An 18,438-nucleotide genomic window follows, 5' to 3' on the forward strand; every position below is an offset into this window, starting at 1 on the left:
CGTCTCCTCCCCTCCTCCCCTCCTCCTATCGTATCTCCCGGGTGTGTCCCGTGTCGTATATCCAGAGCTTTATGCTCTGAGTCTCATCTGAGTGACTGAGGTTAGGGATATAAGAGAGGAGAGGCTATCCTACCGATATGTATCGGATAGAATAGCCTCTCGATGAGGTATCCCCATGTACGGGGTCCTTAGAGGTGATGGATTGACTTACTTCTTGTTGAGGACATACTGAGCGGCTAGCTCGCCAGTAGGTAGCTCCTTAGTCGTCTGGTCTAGCAGCGTGAGCGTACCAGCAGCAGCCTTGTAGTAGGTCTCGAGGTTAGAGGATGGCGTGATGAGAGTCACGAGTCCATTAGCCTCATACTTGTAGGTGCCGTTCTCATCCATTGGTTCTACACCAGCCTTAGAGAACTCTTCGTGCTTGCTGTAGGTGCCATCAGCGTTGAGCGTGATCTTCGTGGTGACAGATCCATCAGCGCCAGGGAGTACACCTTCGTAGGTGCCTACTACGTCGCCGTTAGCCTGCTCAGCTGCGGGCTGAACGGCTGCGGTCATTGTGCTGTCCATAGCGGCGCTATCCGTAGAGGAAGCGTCGGTCTTACCCTGGCAAGAAGCGAGGGCGAGCGCCATAAAGGCGAAAGAAACAAATACTTTCTTCATAATCTTTATTTGTCTAAAGGAAGACGTCTACAGAAGATTGTCCTGTGACAGAACGTCTATGTGGACGAATTCGGATACAAACGTACTAAAAATATCGATACACAGATACAAGCGTACCCTTAGTCGATGGGTAGACGATCGATTTCCTCTAGCCAAGCTCGTGACGATACGTCGCTTGGCATACGCCAGTCTCCCCGAGGAGAGAGACTTACTCGGCTTACCTTAGGCCCATCAGGTAGACAGTTGCGCTTGTACTGCTGGGAGAAGAAGCGCCGGTAGAAGACCTTCAGCCAGTGTCGGATTGTCTCTGGACTGTATTCGTCCCTGAAGGCTACTCGAGCCAGATAGAAGATCTTGCTCGGGGTATAGCCATAGCCGAGGAAGTTATAGAGGAAGAAGTCATGGATCCGATAGGGTCCTACGAGATCCTCTGTCTTCTGCTCAATATCTCCTGCACTATCTGTGGGCTTGAGCTCGGGTGAAATCGGGGTGTCAACGACCGCCTGGAGCACCTCGGAGAGCTTCTCGCCGAAGCGTCGGGTCTGAGCTAGATGAGTGACGATGATCTGTATCGCTGTCTTGGGGACACCAGCATTGACCGAATACATGGACATATGATCCCCGTTGAAGGTGCACCACCCGAGCGCCAGCTCCGAGAGGTCACCCGTACCTATGACGAGAGCATTGTGCTTATTGGCTAGATCCATGAGGATCTGTGTCCGCTCTCTCGCCTGAGTATTCTCGTAGACTACGTCCTGTACCTGTGGGTCGTGCCCGATAGCTGCGAAGTGCTGTAGGCAGGCCTCTGTGATGTCGATGGTACGAGAGGTCACGCCTAGGTGCTCCATGAGCTGTAGTGCATTGCTCTTGGTGCGCTGGCTCGTCCCGAGGCCGGGCATGGTGACGGCGATGATCCCCAGCCTAGGGATCCCGAGGAAGTCAAATGCGGCCACAGCGACGAGGAGCGCCAGTGTGGAGTCTAGTCCACCCGAGATCCCGATCACGGCATGACGTGCACCGACGAACTGTAGACGCTGAGCCAGAGCGCATGTCTGTATGTCGAACATCTCCTCGGCTCGCTCCCCCTCCGTCCCATTCTGGGGGAAGAATGGGTTCTGCTCGATATGCCGATCGACATCATGCGAGCACTCCAGACTCCGCAGCTCGAAGGGGATCTCCATGAGCTTCCCTCGCTCGGTATGATCGGTAACGGACTCGTTGAAGCTATTGGTGCTCATACGATCATAGTCGATGCGGCTGACATCGATGTCGCTGATGATCATACGCTCCTCATGGACGAAGCGAGGTGTCTCCTCTAGGATCTTACCTACCTCGGCAATGAAGGCCTTGCCAGCGAAGACTGCGTCCGTCGTACTCTCGCCATATCCAGCCGAGGAGTAGACGTAGGCGCAGAGGTTCTGGGAGGAGAGTCCACAGATGAGCGAGCGTAAGTAGGTATTCTTGCCCGCTAGCTCGTTGCTGGCTGAGAGGTTGAAGATGATCTGAGCCCCATAGAGAGCGAGTCGGGTACCAGGGGTATAGGGTGTCCACATATCTTCGCAGATCTCGATCCCTATAGCGACCTCCCCCGAGCGGAAGAGTACATTGTGTCCGATGGGTACATCGAAGCCCCCGATATGTGCCGTGGCTAGCTGTAGATCCCGGGCAGGTGCGAACCAGCGTGCCTCCTGGAACTCCCGATAATTCGGTAGGTAGGTCTTCGGTATCGCTCCGAGGATCACCCCGGACTGTAGAGCCACGGCAGCATTGAAGAGCTGAGACTCAATGAGGATGGGCATCCCGACGATGATCAGTACCGAGGTGTGCGCTGTACGCTCTGCGAGCCGAAGGAGTGCCTGCTGAGCCTGTTCGATGAGGAAGGGTTGGAGGAAGAGATCGCCACAGGTGTAGCCTGTGATACATAGCTCAGGGAAGGTAATGATCTCTACCCCCTTGGACTCGGCCTCGAGGACCATAGCTTCTATGCGCTCGATATTGTATATACAGTCCGCTACTCGGACGAAGGGGACGGCGGCCGCCACCTTGACAAAGCCATGTTTCATATAGTTGTTTCTTATTCTAGTAAATGTATAGTCGCACCCTTACGCTCCGGGAGACTATCCTGCGTGATTAGCGACCCCCTGCTGCACCATAGCGATCACGTCGATGAGGTTCTTGGTGATGAACTTGACAGAGATGGCGAGGAGTACTACGCCGAAGAACTTCCTCAGGATATATACCCCGTTAGCTCCAAGCAGGCGGTCAAGGATGGATACATAGCGGAGGACGAGATAGACGATCACCATGTTGAGGATGATACTTATGGCTAGGTTGATCATCGCCATACCGTCTGCACGTAGGGTCAGGAGCGTCGTGAAGGAGGCTGCCCCAGCGAAGAGGGGGAAGACCAAGGGGACGAACGTAGAGTTGCCACTAGAGTCTTCGGACTTGAAGATCTCGATGCCAAAGATCATCTCTACTGCCATGACGAAGAGCACAATCCCCCCAGCTACACCAAAGGTAGATATGTCTGCCCCAAAGGATCCAAGGAGAGGCTCACCAGCCAGTAGGAAAGCGATGAGGATAACCCCCGAATAGATCCCTACCTGGGAGGCCTGATAGACCTGCCCCTTGGACTTTAACGATAGGATGATCGGGATGGCTCCGATGATGTCAATGGTGACGAAGAGTGTGAGGAAGGACTTGTATACTTGGTCTAGGCTGAAGGAGGTGAGTTCATGCCCTAGTGAGCCAAAGAACTCCCCGAGGCTCGTACTGAGTAGTGTAGCGATCATAGTGATATGTCTTATGTAGTAGTAATGTATTTATAACCTAAACGGGGGTATCCCTCGATGAAGGATACCCCCGCTAAGAGAGCGGTAGGCGAGGCTCGAACTCGTGACCCTCAGCTTGGGAAGCTGATGCTCTACCAACTGAGCTACTACCGCGGTCTTGGATCCCCCTCTTGGGGTTTCGCTGGCGCAAAGGTAATAAGAAGTTTTTATTGCCACAAGAGGATTAGGCTATACACCTCAATCATTTACTCCCTATACCTCCGTTTGAGACCAGCTGAGACCAGGCCCTCGGCCTGTCATCAGAGAGCTCAATCCCATCGTAAATTGCTCTGTGTAAATATACAGTATGGGATAGATGCTAGACCGAGAGAGTCGATAGGTAGGTGTGGAATATAGTCTTTATACCGTCCCGATAGAGTGCAGAAAACTTGTAGAAAACTTTTCCCCCGCCCCCCATGAGATTCTTTCCAGGAGGCTTCTTCGCTTCTTAGGGACTATAAAAAGATCCCTCCACTCCATCAAATCTAGGAGTAGAGGGATCTGAGTCCGGTATGAGCCCTATGGGCACCGCAGGCTTATTCCTTGTGCGCTGCGATGCGCTCCTTGATCGCTGCTATGAGCTCAGGGATAGGCATCCCACTGCGTTCACTCATCATCGAGATGGTCGCACGGGGGATCATGATGCGTGCCAGAGGAGTGGAGAGCATCTTGAAGGCTGGGTTAATCTTGGGTAACTCGGCCTTGAGCCAGGGGTAGACGTCTAGTAGGTGCTTGAGACGTGTATCTCCGTTGTACTCGGCGATCTCCGTGGCGGGAGCCTCCTCAGGCTCTTCGGCTGGTGCCTGAGCTGGTTTCTTCATGCACGAGCAGGAGACATAGTCATCATCATCGTCCTCTTCCTTGGGCTGGGCAGGCTGAGGTGCTTGTGGTGCTGGGGTATCCTGTGTGGGTGTGCTGGGTGTGGAGGGAGCGTAGGAATTGGCAGCTTGGTCAGCAGAGGCATGCTTGTCGGCTGCCTTGTTGCTCTTATCCCAGGAGAGTAGGGTGCGTGAGCCCTCGAGGCTACGGATGCGTGTGCAGTCCTGCATCATCTCCAGCACACCACGGAACCGACCCTGCTCATCACGGACAGCGACGTAGGTGATATAGATGAAGAGATTGGGCTTATTGATCCAGAAGTCAACCTCGTCCTCCTCTCCGTTGCGGAACTTTTCGATGATCTCCTCTACGAGGTGGACACTAGTACGAGGGTGGCAGTTCTTCACATCACGCCCGATGACGTTCTGGCTTCGTGGGAAGACTCGGTGGTCGGTGTCGGAGTAGAAGCGTACGATCTCGCTTTCATCTACGTAGGAGAGGTCTACGGGGAGGTGCTTGTAGACAAGATTGATCTGCTCGAGGGTCATCTTCCCCTGTGCGACATCTAGCAGCCCATTAGGGTCTGTCCCTCCTGCACTGAAGTACTTCCCGAGGAGTGCTGCGAGCTCTCCTGCGAAGCCAGCTGTCATAGCTGAGCCTCCGGATGCTGGGGCTACTGGCTCCTCTTGCTCCTTCTTTGCCTTCCCGACGCGTATCCAGGCATAGCCGATCTCCCGGTCTCCAGCCTTCATTGCCTCGAACTCGTTAGGGCGGATCATGGCGAGAGAGGTTGGGTAGAGGACGGTCTCCTCCTTCTGCATCAGGTCGAGTACATCCTCGACGATCATCTTCTGCATCTTGATGAACTCTTCATCCTTGTCCTGCTCGATCAGGCGACGGGCATCGCTGATCTCATCACGGATGAAGTCATCTAGGAGCCACATCGTCGTCGTCGGACGGTCAAAGCCCTTTCGCTCTAGGATGGAGTAGAGCTGGTTCTGCTTGCGGGAGAGGTGAAGGCGGAACTTATGGAGCTCGTCATAGAGGGCAAGCCACTGGTTCTTGATCACGGGATACTGTGCTAGCTCCTCTACCTGCTTGAGGAGCTCACGCATAGCATCATTCTCTCTGATGTAGCACATGATCGGGTGATCGGGGGGGAGGTCAGGACGACTGGTATCCATTACATCCTGGAAGAGGGTCATCATCTGCTGGATATCCTCCTTGCGACACTCATCGTCCTGGAAGGTCTTGAGCTCCTGCTCTGCGAGGGCGATCTCATAGGGGCGGAGGGTCTTGACCTTCTCTCTGAGGATGGCACGAGCATCTTCTAGGGAGAGCTCCCCGTTCATATAGCGTTCTTTCGTATCGAGGACGATACGTAGCTTATCCATGTCCACCTGGGGAAGGTGTTTCTGCATTTCCATTTGGTGTATTCTGCTTAGTTTCTTCGGTTGATTAGATAGACGTAGAATTCGCTATCCACGATAGCCTCGATACCGATCATCGCTTCCCCTGGGAAGCGGAGGAGGACACCGGGCGTAAGCTTGTGTGTCTCGATCCCATCTAGGGTGGTGATGACCTCGCCCTTCACCACGCAGAAGAAGATCTCCTGCCCGATGTGGTCATGAGGTCGTACTTTCTTTCCCCGAGGGAGGTCTACATGTACGACAGAGAGCTCCTCTAGCTCTAGGACGTGACCGAATTCCTTAATCTCTGTTCCTATCATAAGGTGTATCTACTTGATGTTTGTATGCTGAGCGTGGCTATCTCTACGGAGGCGGAGGGTGGACGGGAAGCCATCCCTCGCCCCTATGTGCCCTCTTGCTCACTGGGGGCACCCTACTTCAGAACAACCCCTCAAGGCTAATCGTTCACCCTCGGGGCTCTATCTCTCATGCCTCTGTGAGGCTAGAGAGTTGTCTCCGCAGCTGGTGGACTTCATTCTCCAGCCGGGTGATCTGCTCATCCTGAGCATGGATGGTCTGCTGGTAGGAGTTCAGCTCCTCGGTCTCGATGCTGCTAGGAGCCTGTTCCTCTACACGTAGCAGGAGGTCGCTCAGGACGTTCATATAGTTGTTGAAGGCATCATAGGGCGAGTTGTACGGGCTGAATGGATGCCCCCCCCAGTTGACCGTATTCATGTAGTAGAAGTGATCGGCACTCTGCAGGTAGAGCCAGTCCTGTAGGAGGCGCCGATCCTCTAGGGCATGGACTCGTTCGCCCCAGGCCCGTAGCTTCTCGATGACTCCCTGCTGTAGGATGTTGCCATTCCAGGCGTTCGTACTCTTCTCTTCCCCGTCCCAGCTGATGGGGTAGGCTACAGAGAGTGTACCGACGCTCTTGGACTCGTCAAGGATCCCAGATGGAGTGGTAAAGGACACTCCGTAGTCGCTCGCTAGGGCAGGGAGGGCACGGAAGAACTCAAAGATACCCGTCTCAGGGCGGTTCATCACCCCGAGTACCTCATAGTTCATATAGAGGCAGACGAAGTCCTCTCCCTCAGGCAGCCACTTCACGCGCTCTAGGAGCTTGTCTGCAGTGACTGGATACTCAGCTGAGGAGTAGTTGGAGAAGTGCGTCGTAATCAGCTCAGAGAGACCTGCATTGCGTAGGATGAGGCGAGTCTTGGGGTTGATGATGGAGGAGTAGAGGTAGTTAGGACTCTTCCACCCTAGGATGTGTTTGGCTCCCTCTGTGATGATCCCCTCATAGCCGAGGGCAGATAGCTCTACCGCGATCTCATCTGAGTAGATGAGCTCGGTGTTGCAGAAGACCCGAGAGGGCTTAATCCCGAAGAGCTCTCGTAGCTTAGTCTGCTGCATCCGTATCTGATTGCGGAACTCTACGTTGTCGTAGAGCGAGGAGATCGAGTGAGCGTAGCTCTCCGCCAGGAACTCTACTCGTCCTGTAGCTGCGAGCTCCCTAAAGCTCTCTATGAGCTCGGGCTTGTAGTACTCCATCTGCTCGATGGCCAGCCCTGAGATAGAGAAGCTGACGGAGAACTCAGGGTAGGCCTTTAGGAGCTCAAGTAGCATCCGGTTAGCGGGTAGATAGCAAGTGTCAGCGATACGCTCGAAGACCTCTTCATTCAGGTAGTCATCTGAGTAGTAGTGCGAGTTCCCGATGTCGAAGAAGCGATAGCGTCTCAGGCGATAGGGCTGATGTATCTGGAAGCAAAGACAGATCTTTTTCATGTGGGGTATGGGTATAGTGGAGTTGTGACTTAGCGTACATATTGGTCGTAAATGGCACGTACCTTGCGCCCAGCAGCCTCCCAAGTGATGCTATTGACCTCCTTGAGTCCCTCTTCCTTGAGGAAGGTGTGCATCTCTGGATAGGTAATGAGGGCATAGATGGCATCAGCCATAGCGTCGATGTCCCAGTAGTCTACCTTCACTGCATAGTTGAGGATCTCAGCGCAACCAGACTGGTAGGAGATGATGGAGGGGACACCACATTGCATAGCCTCTAGGGGCGATATACCGAAGGGCTCGGAGACGGAGGGCATGACGTAGACGTCGCTGGACTTGAAGACTTCATAGACCTGTTGACCCTTCATGAAGCCCGTGAAGTGGAAGTGATCAGAGATGTTGCGCTGTGCTGCTAGGCGGATCATCGCATCCATCATATCCCCGCTGCCCGCCATGATGAAGCGTACATGCTCCGTACGCTCCAGTACCTTAGCAGCGGCCTCGACGAAGTATTCGCACCCCTTCTGCATCGTGATGCGCCCGAGGAAGGTAACGACCTTGTCCTTTACCCCACGCCTATCGGGTAGGGCTAGGATGGCTGGATCGAGGGGAGAGACGGCATTGTGTACCGTGGTGACCTTGGCTGGATCCTGATGATACTTCTCGATCACGGTACGGCGGGTGAGGTCGCTGACGGTGATGATGTGATCGGCCTGGTTCATCCCGTCCATCTCGATGCCGAAGACCGTGGGATTGACATTCCCCCTACTGCGGTCGAAGTCTGTGGCATGCACATGCACGACTAGAGGCTTCCCCGTCACCTGTTTGGCATGGATACCGGCGGGATAGGTCAGCCAGTCGTGGGAGTGGATGATGTCGCAGGGTTCAGCCCGTGCGATCACCCCAGCTACGATGCTGTAGTTATTGATCTCCTCGAGGAGGTTGTCGGGGTACTTCCCAGAGAACTCTATTGTCCCGAGGTCGTTTGTCCCGAGGTAGGAGAAGTCCGCGTAGATATGATCTCGCAGGTGGAAGTAGAGCTCTGGACTCATCTTGCCAGCGAGGCGGTCTCGTACCTGCTCGTAGGTTACATCCCGATAGACCACGGGGGTATCTCCTGCTCCGATGATACGTAGGAAGCTCGTATCCTCATCACCCGAGGGACGGGGGATGACGAAGGTAATCTCCATGTCTCCCTGGGCTGCCATACCCTTGGTCAAGCCATAGCTAGCTGTACCTAGGCCTCCTAGTATGTGGGGGGGGAACTCCCATCCAAACATTAATGCTTTCATTCGTATCTTATTATCGGGAGTGTTTGTGTATCATATTTCTTTTTCGCGTCCTCGAGGAGCTTGAGGGATCGTAGGATCTCCCCGACACTCATGGCGAAGGAGATCGCACCACGACCCTGGAAGGGTGGGTTCCCGTCGAAGAGTTCGCTGATGGTCGCTATACCATGCTCATGGAGCTCCTCCTCCATACCGATGAGCGTCCGCTGGATGAAGGAGATCGCTCCTAGCCCGTAGAGCTTGAGGCAGGCCTCGAAGTACGGACCTAGGAGCCACGGCCACACAGAGCCATTGTAGTAGGCTCGCTCTCTCTGGAGCTGAGTACCATTACACTGGGCTTGGTAGCCATAGCTCTTGGGGCTCAGTGAGCGAAGCCCCTTAGGGGTGCGTAGCTCTCGTGTGACGAAGTTCAGTACGGAGCGACGTAGTTGTTTGGAGAGTGGGGAGTAGGGGAGTGAAGTGGCAAAGATCATGTTGGGACGCACGCTCCAGTCCTGACGTTCGTGTGGGGAGATGTAGTCAAAGAGGTACCCATGCTCGTTGACGAAGACTTGGTTGAAGCTCTCCTTCACCCGGCCTAGCAGCTCCTCGAGTCCCTCATCCCACCTGGAGGGCATGACCTCACGATAGAAGCAGAGAGCATTGTACCAGAGAGCATTGACCTCGACGAGATAACCCTCTCTGCGGATGACAGCCTGCCCACCTATCTTGGCATCCATCCAGGAGAGGGGCTTGCCGTCACCGAGGATGAAGCAGAGGCCTGTCTCGTCGATACGCAGATTGGGATGTACATTACGTAGGTAGTATCGTACCATCTCATCCAAGAAGTCCCCATAGCGGCTGACCATATCCTCGACACCCGCGTAGCTTGCGTACTGCTGTAGGGTCCAGATAGCCCAGAGGCCGACGTCTGGCTCATTGATCCCCTGGATCTCCTTGGATACCCCCACCTGCTCCATGAAGGCACGGGTGTCCGGGATGACTGTATCCATGATACGGTAGAACCGCTCTGGGGCATCGGCATAGATTGTACACCCCGGTAGGGCAATAAACAGGTCTCGTGCACGGACTCCGAACCAAGGGTAGCCCGCTAGGAGGTACCCCCGAGTGGCGTCGGGGCGGTAGTAGAACTGTAGGGCAGAGTTCAGCAGACAGCTCCGAAAGTCCTCCCTCGGGGTACGTATCGCTACCTCTTGCTCGAAGAGGGCTGCGATGTCCTGCGGATTCACTTCCTCCAGTCCTGCGGCGAAGTAGACCGACTCACCCAGGGCAATATCTACCTCGAAGTATCCAGGTACGTAGAGGTCCTCGGTGTACTCGTATCCTCGCTCTCGTTCTTTCGTGTATTCTATCCGCTCATTCCACACCGGGTCGCTCACGAAGTGGTTCGGCTTAGAGAGTTGCATGTAGAGCCTAGGATAGCCCTCATAGAGGCAGAAGCTAACCCCAGAGTCTACCCCCTCATAGGACTCGTTGATCTGGTCATTGCGATGGGTAAGCATCTTCACATCCCTAAAGGCGAGGAAGGGCGAGAGCCTCAGTGTGGTCTGACTATGTGCCTCTAGGAGTGTATAGCGTAGGAGGGCTCTATTGATGTAGTGACAGAAGATGAACTCTTTGCGCAGGACGACACCACCCACACGGTAGGTCATAGAGGAGGCGATATCTACATTGTACTCACGTATGTACTTATGCCCTTTGGGCGAGAAGATATCTCCCTCGTACTCATGTATCCCCACATTGAAGGGGACTCCATGCTGGACGATCGTGAGGTCTAGGCTAGAGAGTAGGACATGGTTGTTGGGACTAAGGGTCGGGATCGGTACGACGAGCACACCATGATACTTGCGGGTGTTACAGCCGACGATGCTGGAGCAGCAGTAGGCGCCCTTCCTATTGGTTCGGATGTACTCTCGCTGGGTGGACTCATTGAGGTTCGCCATGAGGCGTCGGTCAAACTTGAGGTAACTCATGCTTTGCTAATATATGAGCCCCATTCTAGCAGAAGGACTGTCTGTAGAGTAGTGGCAGGAGTTTGAGCTGTTAGTTGTCTACTAGGTGCATCAGGGGTGTGGCCTCGTGGGGAAAGGTCTCACCCCTAACTTGTCCGCTAAGTTAGCAATTTAGCAGGGTACAATCAAGACCTTGTATACAAAACCTCCAAATCGCTCCGTTTATCCCCCCCTATCAAGAGCTTCAGCGTATGCATGTATTCCTCACCTACTCACCTACTCTTCCTCATATACTTTGCTCTCTGTCTAGGGCTAGAGCAGAGCTCAATCCTCAGTCCTCAGTCCGTGTCATCCTACTCTGTTCACAGGCCTTAGGCTGAGCGTCTCCGCTATGTGCTTTCGGTTGGTTAGGCGTAGGGCTCAGCCCTACCTCTGGCATAGCGTCTAGTACCCATGGATAGTACTACTAGGACCTCAGAGAGGCTACATCTTGGGAGGTATCCCCCCATTATATACCTCTCCTCCCTAGGATACGATGTGTAAGAGGCTGGTATTCTGCAAGAGAAAAAGTTATCTTTGTGCACACAAAACAATCAATATAGATACTACTCTTAGACAAACATCTTCATGCAACAGAAACTACACTTACTCTGTACATTGACCCTTACTGGGTTTCTCGCCTTCGCCGAGACCCCAGAGCTCCGAGCTCAGACGGGACTAGGACTGCGCCTTGGGCAACCTGAGGAGCTGAGCCTGACGGTCGATGGTCGGCTGACGCTAGAGTCTGCCGCCTTCCTCCCTGTGGATAGGGGGCAGTATCGATGGCAGGTAGGCTCGGGTCAGTCGGGTCAGTATGAGCCCTTCAGGATGACCTCTGGGACAACGATTTCCCAGGCTCGTATCGCCCTCGTCCCAAGGTATAAGGAGTGGTCTGGACGCTTCGATGTGAACTTTGCAGGGAACAAGGTTTCTCTGGCTGATGCCTACGTCAGCTACTCCTACTCGGAGCGTGGGGATATCACCTTAGGTTACTTCTTTGATCCGATCAGTATAGGACTCAATACGGCTACTCGGCATAATTCTCTGCCCGGGGCAGCCCCCATCTCCTTCCTCGCTCCTTTTGTGCGTCATATGGGCATCGGCCTGACCCAGTGGGGAGGCAAATATTGGCTCTCTGCAGGTATCTCCGCAGGGGGGATCGGAGGTACTCTAGCTGAGGCTAACCATAGCGATGAGGGCTATGGGGTGGCCGCTCGCTTCGCCTACCTCCCGATATATACAGAGGATCAGGTCCTCCATCTTGGCGTATCAGCCAGCACTCGTGCTCCAGAGCGCACTCTGGATGAGACGGGTGGGCTAAGCCTATCGGCTGAGGGGACCTCGGCCGTCGATAGGCATGGGTTCATCCAGACAGCTATCCCCAATGTCCAGCGCTACGAATTCTTCGGTGCAGAGGTGGCCTATCGCAACACCAAGTTCTACACCCTAGGAGAGTTCCTTATGACCAATGTTGGGCATGCCAGAGGGCCTATACCTGCTGGGTCGACGCTCAGCCGTGGGCTCTTCGTCTCTCCTGAGACCTACACCACCTACCTCGGAGGCTACCTCACCGCGAGCTATATGCTACGTGGGGAGCAGCGTGCCTATAATCGTGGCTCAGCTACCTTCCGCAACACAGCTAACCAGATCGAGCCAGGGGGAAACCTCGAGCTCATGGCTCGGGTGAGCTATCTGGATGCCAAGGAGGGCGGAGAGATGATAGAGGGGCTGGCTGCTCTGAACTGGTATCCTAATAAGCTCATTCTCCTCGGGCTAGACTACTCGTACCGCTCTATGAATAACCGAGCTACAGCCGGTGGCCGGCTAGTCCCTATAGCCCCCCGATCCTCCTCCCTAGGACTACATACCCTACAGCTACGGGCCCAGCTCGTCTTCTAACCTCTCACGAACAATCTGCAAGAGATGCACTATAGACCAAGTTTGCTCTTTACCCTTGGGCTTCTCCTCCTCTCCCCCTCGCTCGCCGAGGGGCGGGAGGTGAAGCCCAAGACTCCAGTTGCCTCAGAGACTCTCCTGCGGGAGGCTCGTGAGGCCTACCAAGGATACCGTTTCGCCTCGGCACGCACCGCTATAGAGAAGTACATCACGACCCAAGAACGGCGCCGTCAGGCGATCCCCGAGAGTGCCCGCCAGCTACAGGCGATGATCGCCCGTGCGGAGCGCATGTATCCACGAGCTGAGTCACTACAGATCGTCGATAGCATTGTGGTGGCGAAGCAGACTTGGCTAGAGCATCTCGAGCAGGCTGGAGGTACGATACGCCCCGAGGAGGGACTCCTAGATGGAGATAGCCTGATGAGGCAGGCCTCCTACCGAGATGCTCTAGGGCGCAACTGGATCCGCCCCACCTCCACGGGACTAGAATGGCTCTCTGCAGTGGGGGATCATTGGGAGAAGCAAGCCCTAGGTACTAAAGCTCTAGGCGAAGGTACAGAGCTCGCCTATCCCTTCTTGCTTGAGGATGGGATCACTCTGGTCTATGGCCGGCGCACCACACAGGGTCTCGGGGGGTATGACCTCTATATGACTCGTCTCTCAGGACAGGGGATGAGCTTCCTCGAGCCGACGCTCCTGGGGATGCCCTATAACTCCCCCTACAATGATTATCTGCTCGCCTATCATGAGAGTGAGGACTGGGGGGTGCTCGTGAGTGATCGCTTCTGTCCTGCAGACTCGGTGCACCTCTACCGCTTCATCGGTAAGCCTTCGTTCCTCTCGGGGGAGAGCCAGAGTGAGGTCGATAGCCTCGGTGAGGAGGCGATGCAGGCTAGGGCTAGCCTCCGTGGCCTGCTCTACAAGGGTAGCGTGGTGGCCAAGCAGACCAAGGGGACGTCGCACGAGGGAGAGATTTACTTCCTCCTCCAGGGGAGTCGTGTCTATCGGCATTGGTCGGACTTCTCCTCCAAGGAGGCTCTCGAGGTCTACCGGGTGGCTGAGACCGAGCGTAGGTCGGTAGAGGAGCGTCGGGAGCATCTCCGCGAGCTTCGAGCCACTTGGCAGAGCGCATCGGAGCAGGAGCGTGAGTCGCTCAAGACGGAGATTCTCCTCCTAGAGACTCAGCTCCGTGAGCTCGAGGCCCAGCTCCGCGAGCGGTACAATGCCGTACGAAGGCTAGAGGGTGTAAACTAATAAGAACTTAACTTGGATATACTAAACCAAATCATCCGCCCCGATATAGCCCTCTCGGCTTGGATCGCTCTCCTTATCAGTGGGCTACTCCTAGTCGTCTCGGGCTTCATGTCCTCATCCGAAGTCGCCTTCTTCTCGCTATCACCTACAGACATTGATGCCATCAAGGAGGAGGAAGACCCTGCTGACCCCGTCCTCCTAGAGCTGCTCAAGGATACGGAGCGCCTCCTAGCTACCATTCTCATCGGCAATAACCTCGTCAATGTCGCCATCGTCATCCTCACGGGCTATGCCTTTGGGCTCATCTTTGACTTCTCCGCCTCTCCTGTGCTGGGCTTCATCGTGCAGACGGTGATCCTGACGCTCCTGCTGTTACTCTTTGGAGAGATTATCCCCAAGGTGTATGCACAGGCACATCCTCTGTCCTTCAGCCGCTTCTCTTCGGCGAAGATGCGTGTGGTCTCCCGACTGCTCTCACCCTTCTCCAGCTTCCTGATGCGTACGACGAGTCTGGTGACTCGTCGTATGCAGCCTCGTAGGTACGACCTCTCGGTCGATGAGCTCTCGCAGGCGGTCGATCTACTCGAGGGACATGAGCCTGAGGAGAAGGAGCTCTTTGAGGAGATCATCAACTTCCACCATAAGACAGCCTCCGAGATCATGATGCCCCGCGTCGATATGACAGATATAGATATCTCGTGGGGCTTCCATCGTATGCTTCACTTTGCGGTCGAGAGCGGTTACTCTCGTATCCCTGTGTATGAGGGCTCGGAGGACAATATTCGGGGGATCCTCTACCTAAAGGATCTCATCCCCTACAAGGATCGGGAGGCAGACTTCGACTGGAGGGGGCTCATTCGCGAGGCCTACTTTATCCCAGAGAATAAGCCTCTGGATGACCTGCTAGAGGAGTTTCGTAGCACCAAGAAGCATATCGCTGTCGTCGTCGATGAATACGGTGGGACTAGTGGTATCGTGACTATGGAAGACCTGCTGGAGGAGATCGTAGGAGAGATCACGGACGAATATGACGAGGAGGAGCTCCCCTATAAGCGTCTATCTGATGGGAGCTACCTCTTCGAGGGGGGGACACCTCTGACCGATGTGCTACGTGCCCTAGACCTAGAGGCGGGTACCTTTGGCAAGGCTGAGGAACAAGTCGATACCCTCGGGGGCTTGGTGCTGGAGCTGAAGCAAGACCTCCCGCACAAGGGGGACGAAGTGGAGGTCGAAGGCTGGCGCTTCAAGGTCGTCTCCCTAGAGAAGTTCCGCATCACCGAGGTGCAGATCATCCCACCCTCATCCCCTGAGACGCATGTCAGCTAGTCTCGGCGTGATCAAGAAGCTACGAGGGCTACCCGAGGGGGTAGCCCTTTACCTTTGCTCCTCCGCAGACGAAGGAGCAAAGGCTCCATTAGAGCTACAGAGAGAGGTCACACTCCACCTACTACAGTATGCTCTCGAGCCCTCCTCTCCTCCCGTCCTAGAGCATAGACCGAATGGGGCTCCCTATCTGCCTGCCTATCCCGACCTAAGTATTAGCGTGAGCCATACACGGGGCTTGGTGTCTATCCTACTTGCCCCAAGCCCCTGGGCTGTCGGTGTCGATGTCGAAAGGCTTCGTCCCCAGCTCTTTCGGGTGCAAGGGAAGTACCTCCATGAGGGAGAGTGTGCTCTGTTGTCTACCTATGTATCGGAGGTGCTTACGGCATTGACCCTTCTTTGGTCAGCCAAGGAAGCCCTCTTCAAGATGCTACAGTCACCCTCCCAGTCACTCCTAGACTTTCGGCTAGTGGGTGTCCAGCTAGAGGGGGAGTATCGAGGTACTCTGCTCTTTAGCTATGGAGAGCCTTCCCGAGGGATCTATCACCTTAGCTACGAGATCCACGAGGACTATGTGCTCTGCTATTGCCTTGAGGCTCGGTTGGCTATAGAGTCTTGAACTAGAGCCGTGAGTTAGACCGGGCCTAGCACCAAGTAGCCCAAAGGGACAAAGGGGAAGCCCCCATAGCGAATAGCTCCTTGTCGGAGCGTCCTTCGCTATGGGGGCTTCCCCTTTGTGTTTCGTTCACTGTAGGTTACCAGCTACTGGTAGAGCCTCCTCCACCAGAGGAACCTCCTCCGAAGCTCCCTCCAGAGAAGCCTCCACCGCCTCCCCAGCTAGACCCACCGCCACCTCGGCGACCACTGCTACTGAGTAGCTCAGAGAGGATGAGTGCCCCTAGTGCAGCCCGATCCCCCGAGTCATCTTTGCGGTCATAGTGGTCGTCATGACCACAGTACTGGCAGTGGTAGTAGGTGCGTATGTAGCGCTGTCCACGAGGGCTCCGGATATGTTCCTGCCTCACGATGGAGGCTGCCCGTGTACCACATCGGTGACAACTCATCCACTTATTACCTGCGATCTCCTCGCCTACGATCCGCTCGTAGTCACAGTTCGTACAGGCACAGGCTCTGTAGGTCATGGAGTGTAGCCGCACCTCTAGCAGCTGGCTAGGAGTAAGGCGGTCTGCAGTCGCCTGAGGAGAGAGCAGATGCAGGGTCTCCTGCTTGCACTTAGGGCATCGGAGTGCCCGGTGAGCCAATCTGCTCATCGTCCTACGTACATATAGCCAAAAGAGAATACCTACAGGAGGGCAAAGGATCACCATGAGTACACTGTAGACGCTATAGGTACGGCGCATATCACCCAGCTGGGTCAGTAGCACTCCATCATCCAGCTGGAGCTGTCTGATCCTCCCGTGGAGAGAACTCACAGCACTATAGGTGGTGGCGATGATGAAGATCGCGTAGAAGAAGAGGAGGAAGGTCGATGGGATCGTATCCCTACTTCCCCCTCGGGCTGTGCGCCTATCGGAGGTATAGCCTTCGCCAGTGATCTGTGCTTGTACGGCTTGTATCCCTGCGATGATCGCCCCGGCGTAGTCACCCTGCTTCATCAGCGGGACCATCTCGTGGCGTTGGATGCGGGAGGTGACGGCATCGGGTAGTGTGCCCTCGAGTCCATAGCCGACCTCGAAGCGCATCTTACGCTGATCAAGGGCTAGGACGAGCAGGAGCCCATCGTTCCTCGTCTTGGAGCCAATGCCCCAGAGCCGGAAGAGCTGGGTGGAGAAGCTCTCTATATCTCCCTCGATATCGTCAAGTACGACGACGGCGAACTCCACCCCAGTACTCAGCCTCAGCTGTAGGAGGAGCTCATTGATCCTCGCTTGTGAAGCCTCGTCTATATGATCGCTAGGGTCAGTGAGTAGCTGGAGGCTGTCCTGTGCGAAGACGTTCGGTACGGTCTCTGGCGTGTAGGTGTTCCCTGCTGCAAGAGCCTTCACCCCGAGGGGGAGGGCTAGCGTTAGGGTCACGGCGAGGAGCCTGAGCCAGTGCATCATCTGTAGCTTCATTTGCTGATCTGTATGTGGGGCTGTGCTTAGCTAAGCCTAGGGCAGAGCTCGTACTCTGGTTACTTGGAGAAGTCCACGGTAGGAGCGACCTCACTACCAGCCTGAGCAGTGAAGTAGGGGCGAGTGCGGAAGCCCGTGACGCCTGCGATGAGGGAGGCGGGGAACTTACGGATCCTTGTATTGTACTCCTTGGCCGCGTTGTTGAAGTCCATACGAGCCGTAGCGATCCTATTCTCTGTGCCCTCTAGCTGTGCCATTAGGCTCTGGAACTGTTCGTTGGCCTTGAGCTCGGGGTACTTCTCTACGACGACCATGAGGCGAGAGAGGGCGGAGGATAGGGCATCCTGGCTCTGCTGGAAGCGCTGGAGTGCGGCCTCGTCCATGTTGTTTGCGTCGATGGTGGTAGCAGTGGCACGGCTACGAGCCTGGATCACCCCCTCTAGGGTCTCACGCTCATGGGAGGCATAGCCCTTGACGACATTCACGAGGTTGGGGATGAGGTCCGCACGACGCTGATACTGGTTCTCTACCTGGCTCCACTGGGTGTTCACATTCTCCTGGATGCCTACTAGGCCGTTGTATTGGGTGATACCCCATAGTAGGATAATGACTGCGATACCTGCTGGGATAGCCCACTTTGGAAGCTTCATGTTGTCTTTGTTCTTTAATTGTAATACATATTCGTTATGGAGAGGCCGAAGCCGGGTGCTAAGATACGTAAATCCTCGATGGTGACGACCACCTTCCCTTGGTAGGGATGTACCCTACTTAGGATGTAGTACTAACCTTATTTCTGGGATTAGTGTTCCCTCCGTCCCCGATGCTGGAGAATAAGAGAGGCATAGATTTCTCCCTCTCCTAGAGCTGGGAGGGGCGGGAGCTATCAGAGACCTGTCCGACATAAGAGTCTGGTGGCGGATCCCGAAGCCCCCCTTGTGTGGCTTATTCCGATGGGGGTATATCGCTCCTATAATCATCCCGATTGGGCTCTCGGTAAGAGCGTCCTCGTCACCTTACATAGGTGATGAGGACGCTCTTTATAGGAGCGCAGAGGCGCTCTCGGTATGTTCGTTTTGGTGCTCTCGGCACGTTTGATACAGAGG

The 18,438-nt window shown here is 55.1% G+C and carries 14 protein-coding genes and 1 tRNA gene; 4 read left to right on the forward strand and 11 right to left on the reverse strand.

The window, feature by feature from the left end; translation table 11 throughout:
• Positions 1–207 precede the first annotated feature (207 nt).
• The 9 genes from QZ170_RS00005 to QZ170_RS00045 form a co-directional block, all read right to left on the reverse strand.
• The gene (locus QZ170_RS00005; RefSeq protein WP_297175762.1) at positions 208–660 is read right to left on the reverse strand and encodes a copper resistance protein NlpE N-terminal domain-containing protein; all 453 of its coding nucleotides are present in this window, start codon (positions 658–660) and stop codon (positions 208–210) included.
• Positions 661–779: 119 nt separating this feature from the next.
• Complete coding sequence (locus tag QZ170_RS00010; protein ID WP_297175763.1) at positions 780–2,723, reverse strand: NAD(+) synthase; 1,944 nt, start codon at positions 2,721–2,723, stop codon at positions 780–782.
• Between the two features lie 54 nt (positions 2,724–2,777).
• Positions 2,778–3,455 (reverse strand): MarC family protein, encoded by a 678-nt coding sequence (locus QZ170_RS00015; RefSeq protein WP_297175764.1) that lies wholly within the window; start codon positions 3,453–3,455, stop codon positions 2,778–2,780.
• 80 nt (positions 3,456–3,535) lie between these two features.
• Positions 3,536–3,608: transfer RNA gene (locus QZ170_RS00020), tRNA-Gly, on the reverse strand.
• A 422-nt stretch (positions 3,609–4,030) separates the two neighbouring features.
• Positions 4,031–5,740, reverse strand: coding sequence for a DUF438 domain-containing protein (locus QZ170_RS00025; protein ID WP_297175765.1), 1,710 nt, complete (start codon positions 5,738–5,740; stop codon positions 4,031–4,033).
• A 14-nt stretch (positions 5,741–5,754) separates the two neighbouring features.
• Complete coding sequence (locus QZ170_RS00030) at positions 5,755–6,042, reverse strand: cupin domain-containing protein (protein ID WP_297175766.1); 288 nt, start codon at positions 6,040–6,042, stop codon at positions 5,755–5,757.
• Between the two features lie 166 nt (positions 6,043–6,208).
• Entirely contained in the window at positions 6,209–7,510 is a 1,302-nt protein-coding gene (locus tag QZ170_RS00035; RefSeq protein ID WP_297175767.1) for a glycoside hydrolase family 57 protein, read from the reverse strand.
• A gap of 29 nt (positions 7,511–7,539) precedes the next feature.
• Positions 7,540–8,799, reverse strand: coding sequence for a glycosyltransferase family 4 protein (locus QZ170_RS00040; protein WP_297175768.1), 1,260 nt, complete (start codon positions 8,797–8,799; stop codon positions 7,540–7,542).
• Positions 8,796–10,769 (reverse strand): glycogen debranching enzyme N-terminal domain-containing protein, encoded by a 1,974-nt coding sequence (locus tag QZ170_RS00045; RefSeq protein WP_297175769.1) that lies wholly within the window; start codon positions 10,767–10,769, stop codon positions 8,796–8,798. Before QZ170_RS00045 ends, QZ170_RS00040 begins: the two co-directional genes overlap by 4 nt.
• A gap of 606 nt (positions 10,770–11,375) precedes the next feature.
• Here QZ170_RS00045 and QZ170_RS00050 point away from each other — a divergent pair.
• From QZ170_RS00050 to QZ170_RS00065, 4 genes are read left to right on the forward strand one after another with little or no spacing between them, the layout of a single operon-like run.
• Positions 11,376–12,686 (forward strand): porin, encoded by a 1,311-nt coding sequence (locus QZ170_RS00050; RefSeq protein ID WP_297175770.1) that lies wholly within the window; start codon positions 11,376–11,378, stop codon positions 12,684–12,686.
• Positions 12,687–12,710: 24 nt separating this feature from the next.
• Positions 12,711–13,937, forward strand: coding sequence for a hypothetical protein (locus QZ170_RS00055; RefSeq protein ID WP_297175771.1), 1,227 nt, complete (start codon positions 12,711–12,713; stop codon positions 13,935–13,937).
• Positions 13,938–13,949: 12 nt separating this feature from the next.
• Positions 13,950–15,263, forward strand: a complete 1,314-nt coding sequence (gldE, locus tag QZ170_RS00060) for a gliding motility-associated protein GldE (RefSeq protein ID WP_297175772.1) — start codon at positions 13,950–13,952, stop codon at positions 15,261–15,263.
• A complete protein-coding gene (locus QZ170_RS00065; protein WP_297175773.1) occupies positions 15,253–15,879 on the forward strand; it encodes a 4'-phosphopantetheinyl transferase family protein in 627 nt (208 codons plus the stop codon). The genes gldE and QZ170_RS00065 overlap by 11 nt, the downstream gene beginning before the upstream one ends.
• A 136-nt stretch (positions 15,880–16,015) precedes the next feature.
• Here the strand turns inward: QZ170_RS00065 and QZ170_RS00070 are convergent, their stop codons facing one another.
• Positions 16,016–17,335: a TPM domain-containing protein gene (locus QZ170_RS00070; protein ID WP_297175774.1), complete on the reverse strand. Its 1,320-nt coding sequence runs from the start codon at positions 17,333–17,335 to the stop codon at positions 16,016–16,018.
• A gap of 59 nt (positions 17,336–17,394) precedes the next feature.
• Positions 17,395–17,985, reverse strand: a complete 591-nt coding sequence (locus QZ170_RS00075; RefSeq protein WP_297175775.1) for a LemA family protein — start codon at positions 17,983–17,985, stop codon at positions 17,395–17,397.
• Positions 17,986–18,438 lie beyond the last annotated feature (453 nt).

Source organism: uncultured Porphyromonas sp. (genome assembly GCF_905372525.1).
Lineage (GTDB): Bacteria > Bacteroidota > Bacteroidia > Bacteroidales > Porphyromonadaceae > Porphyromonas.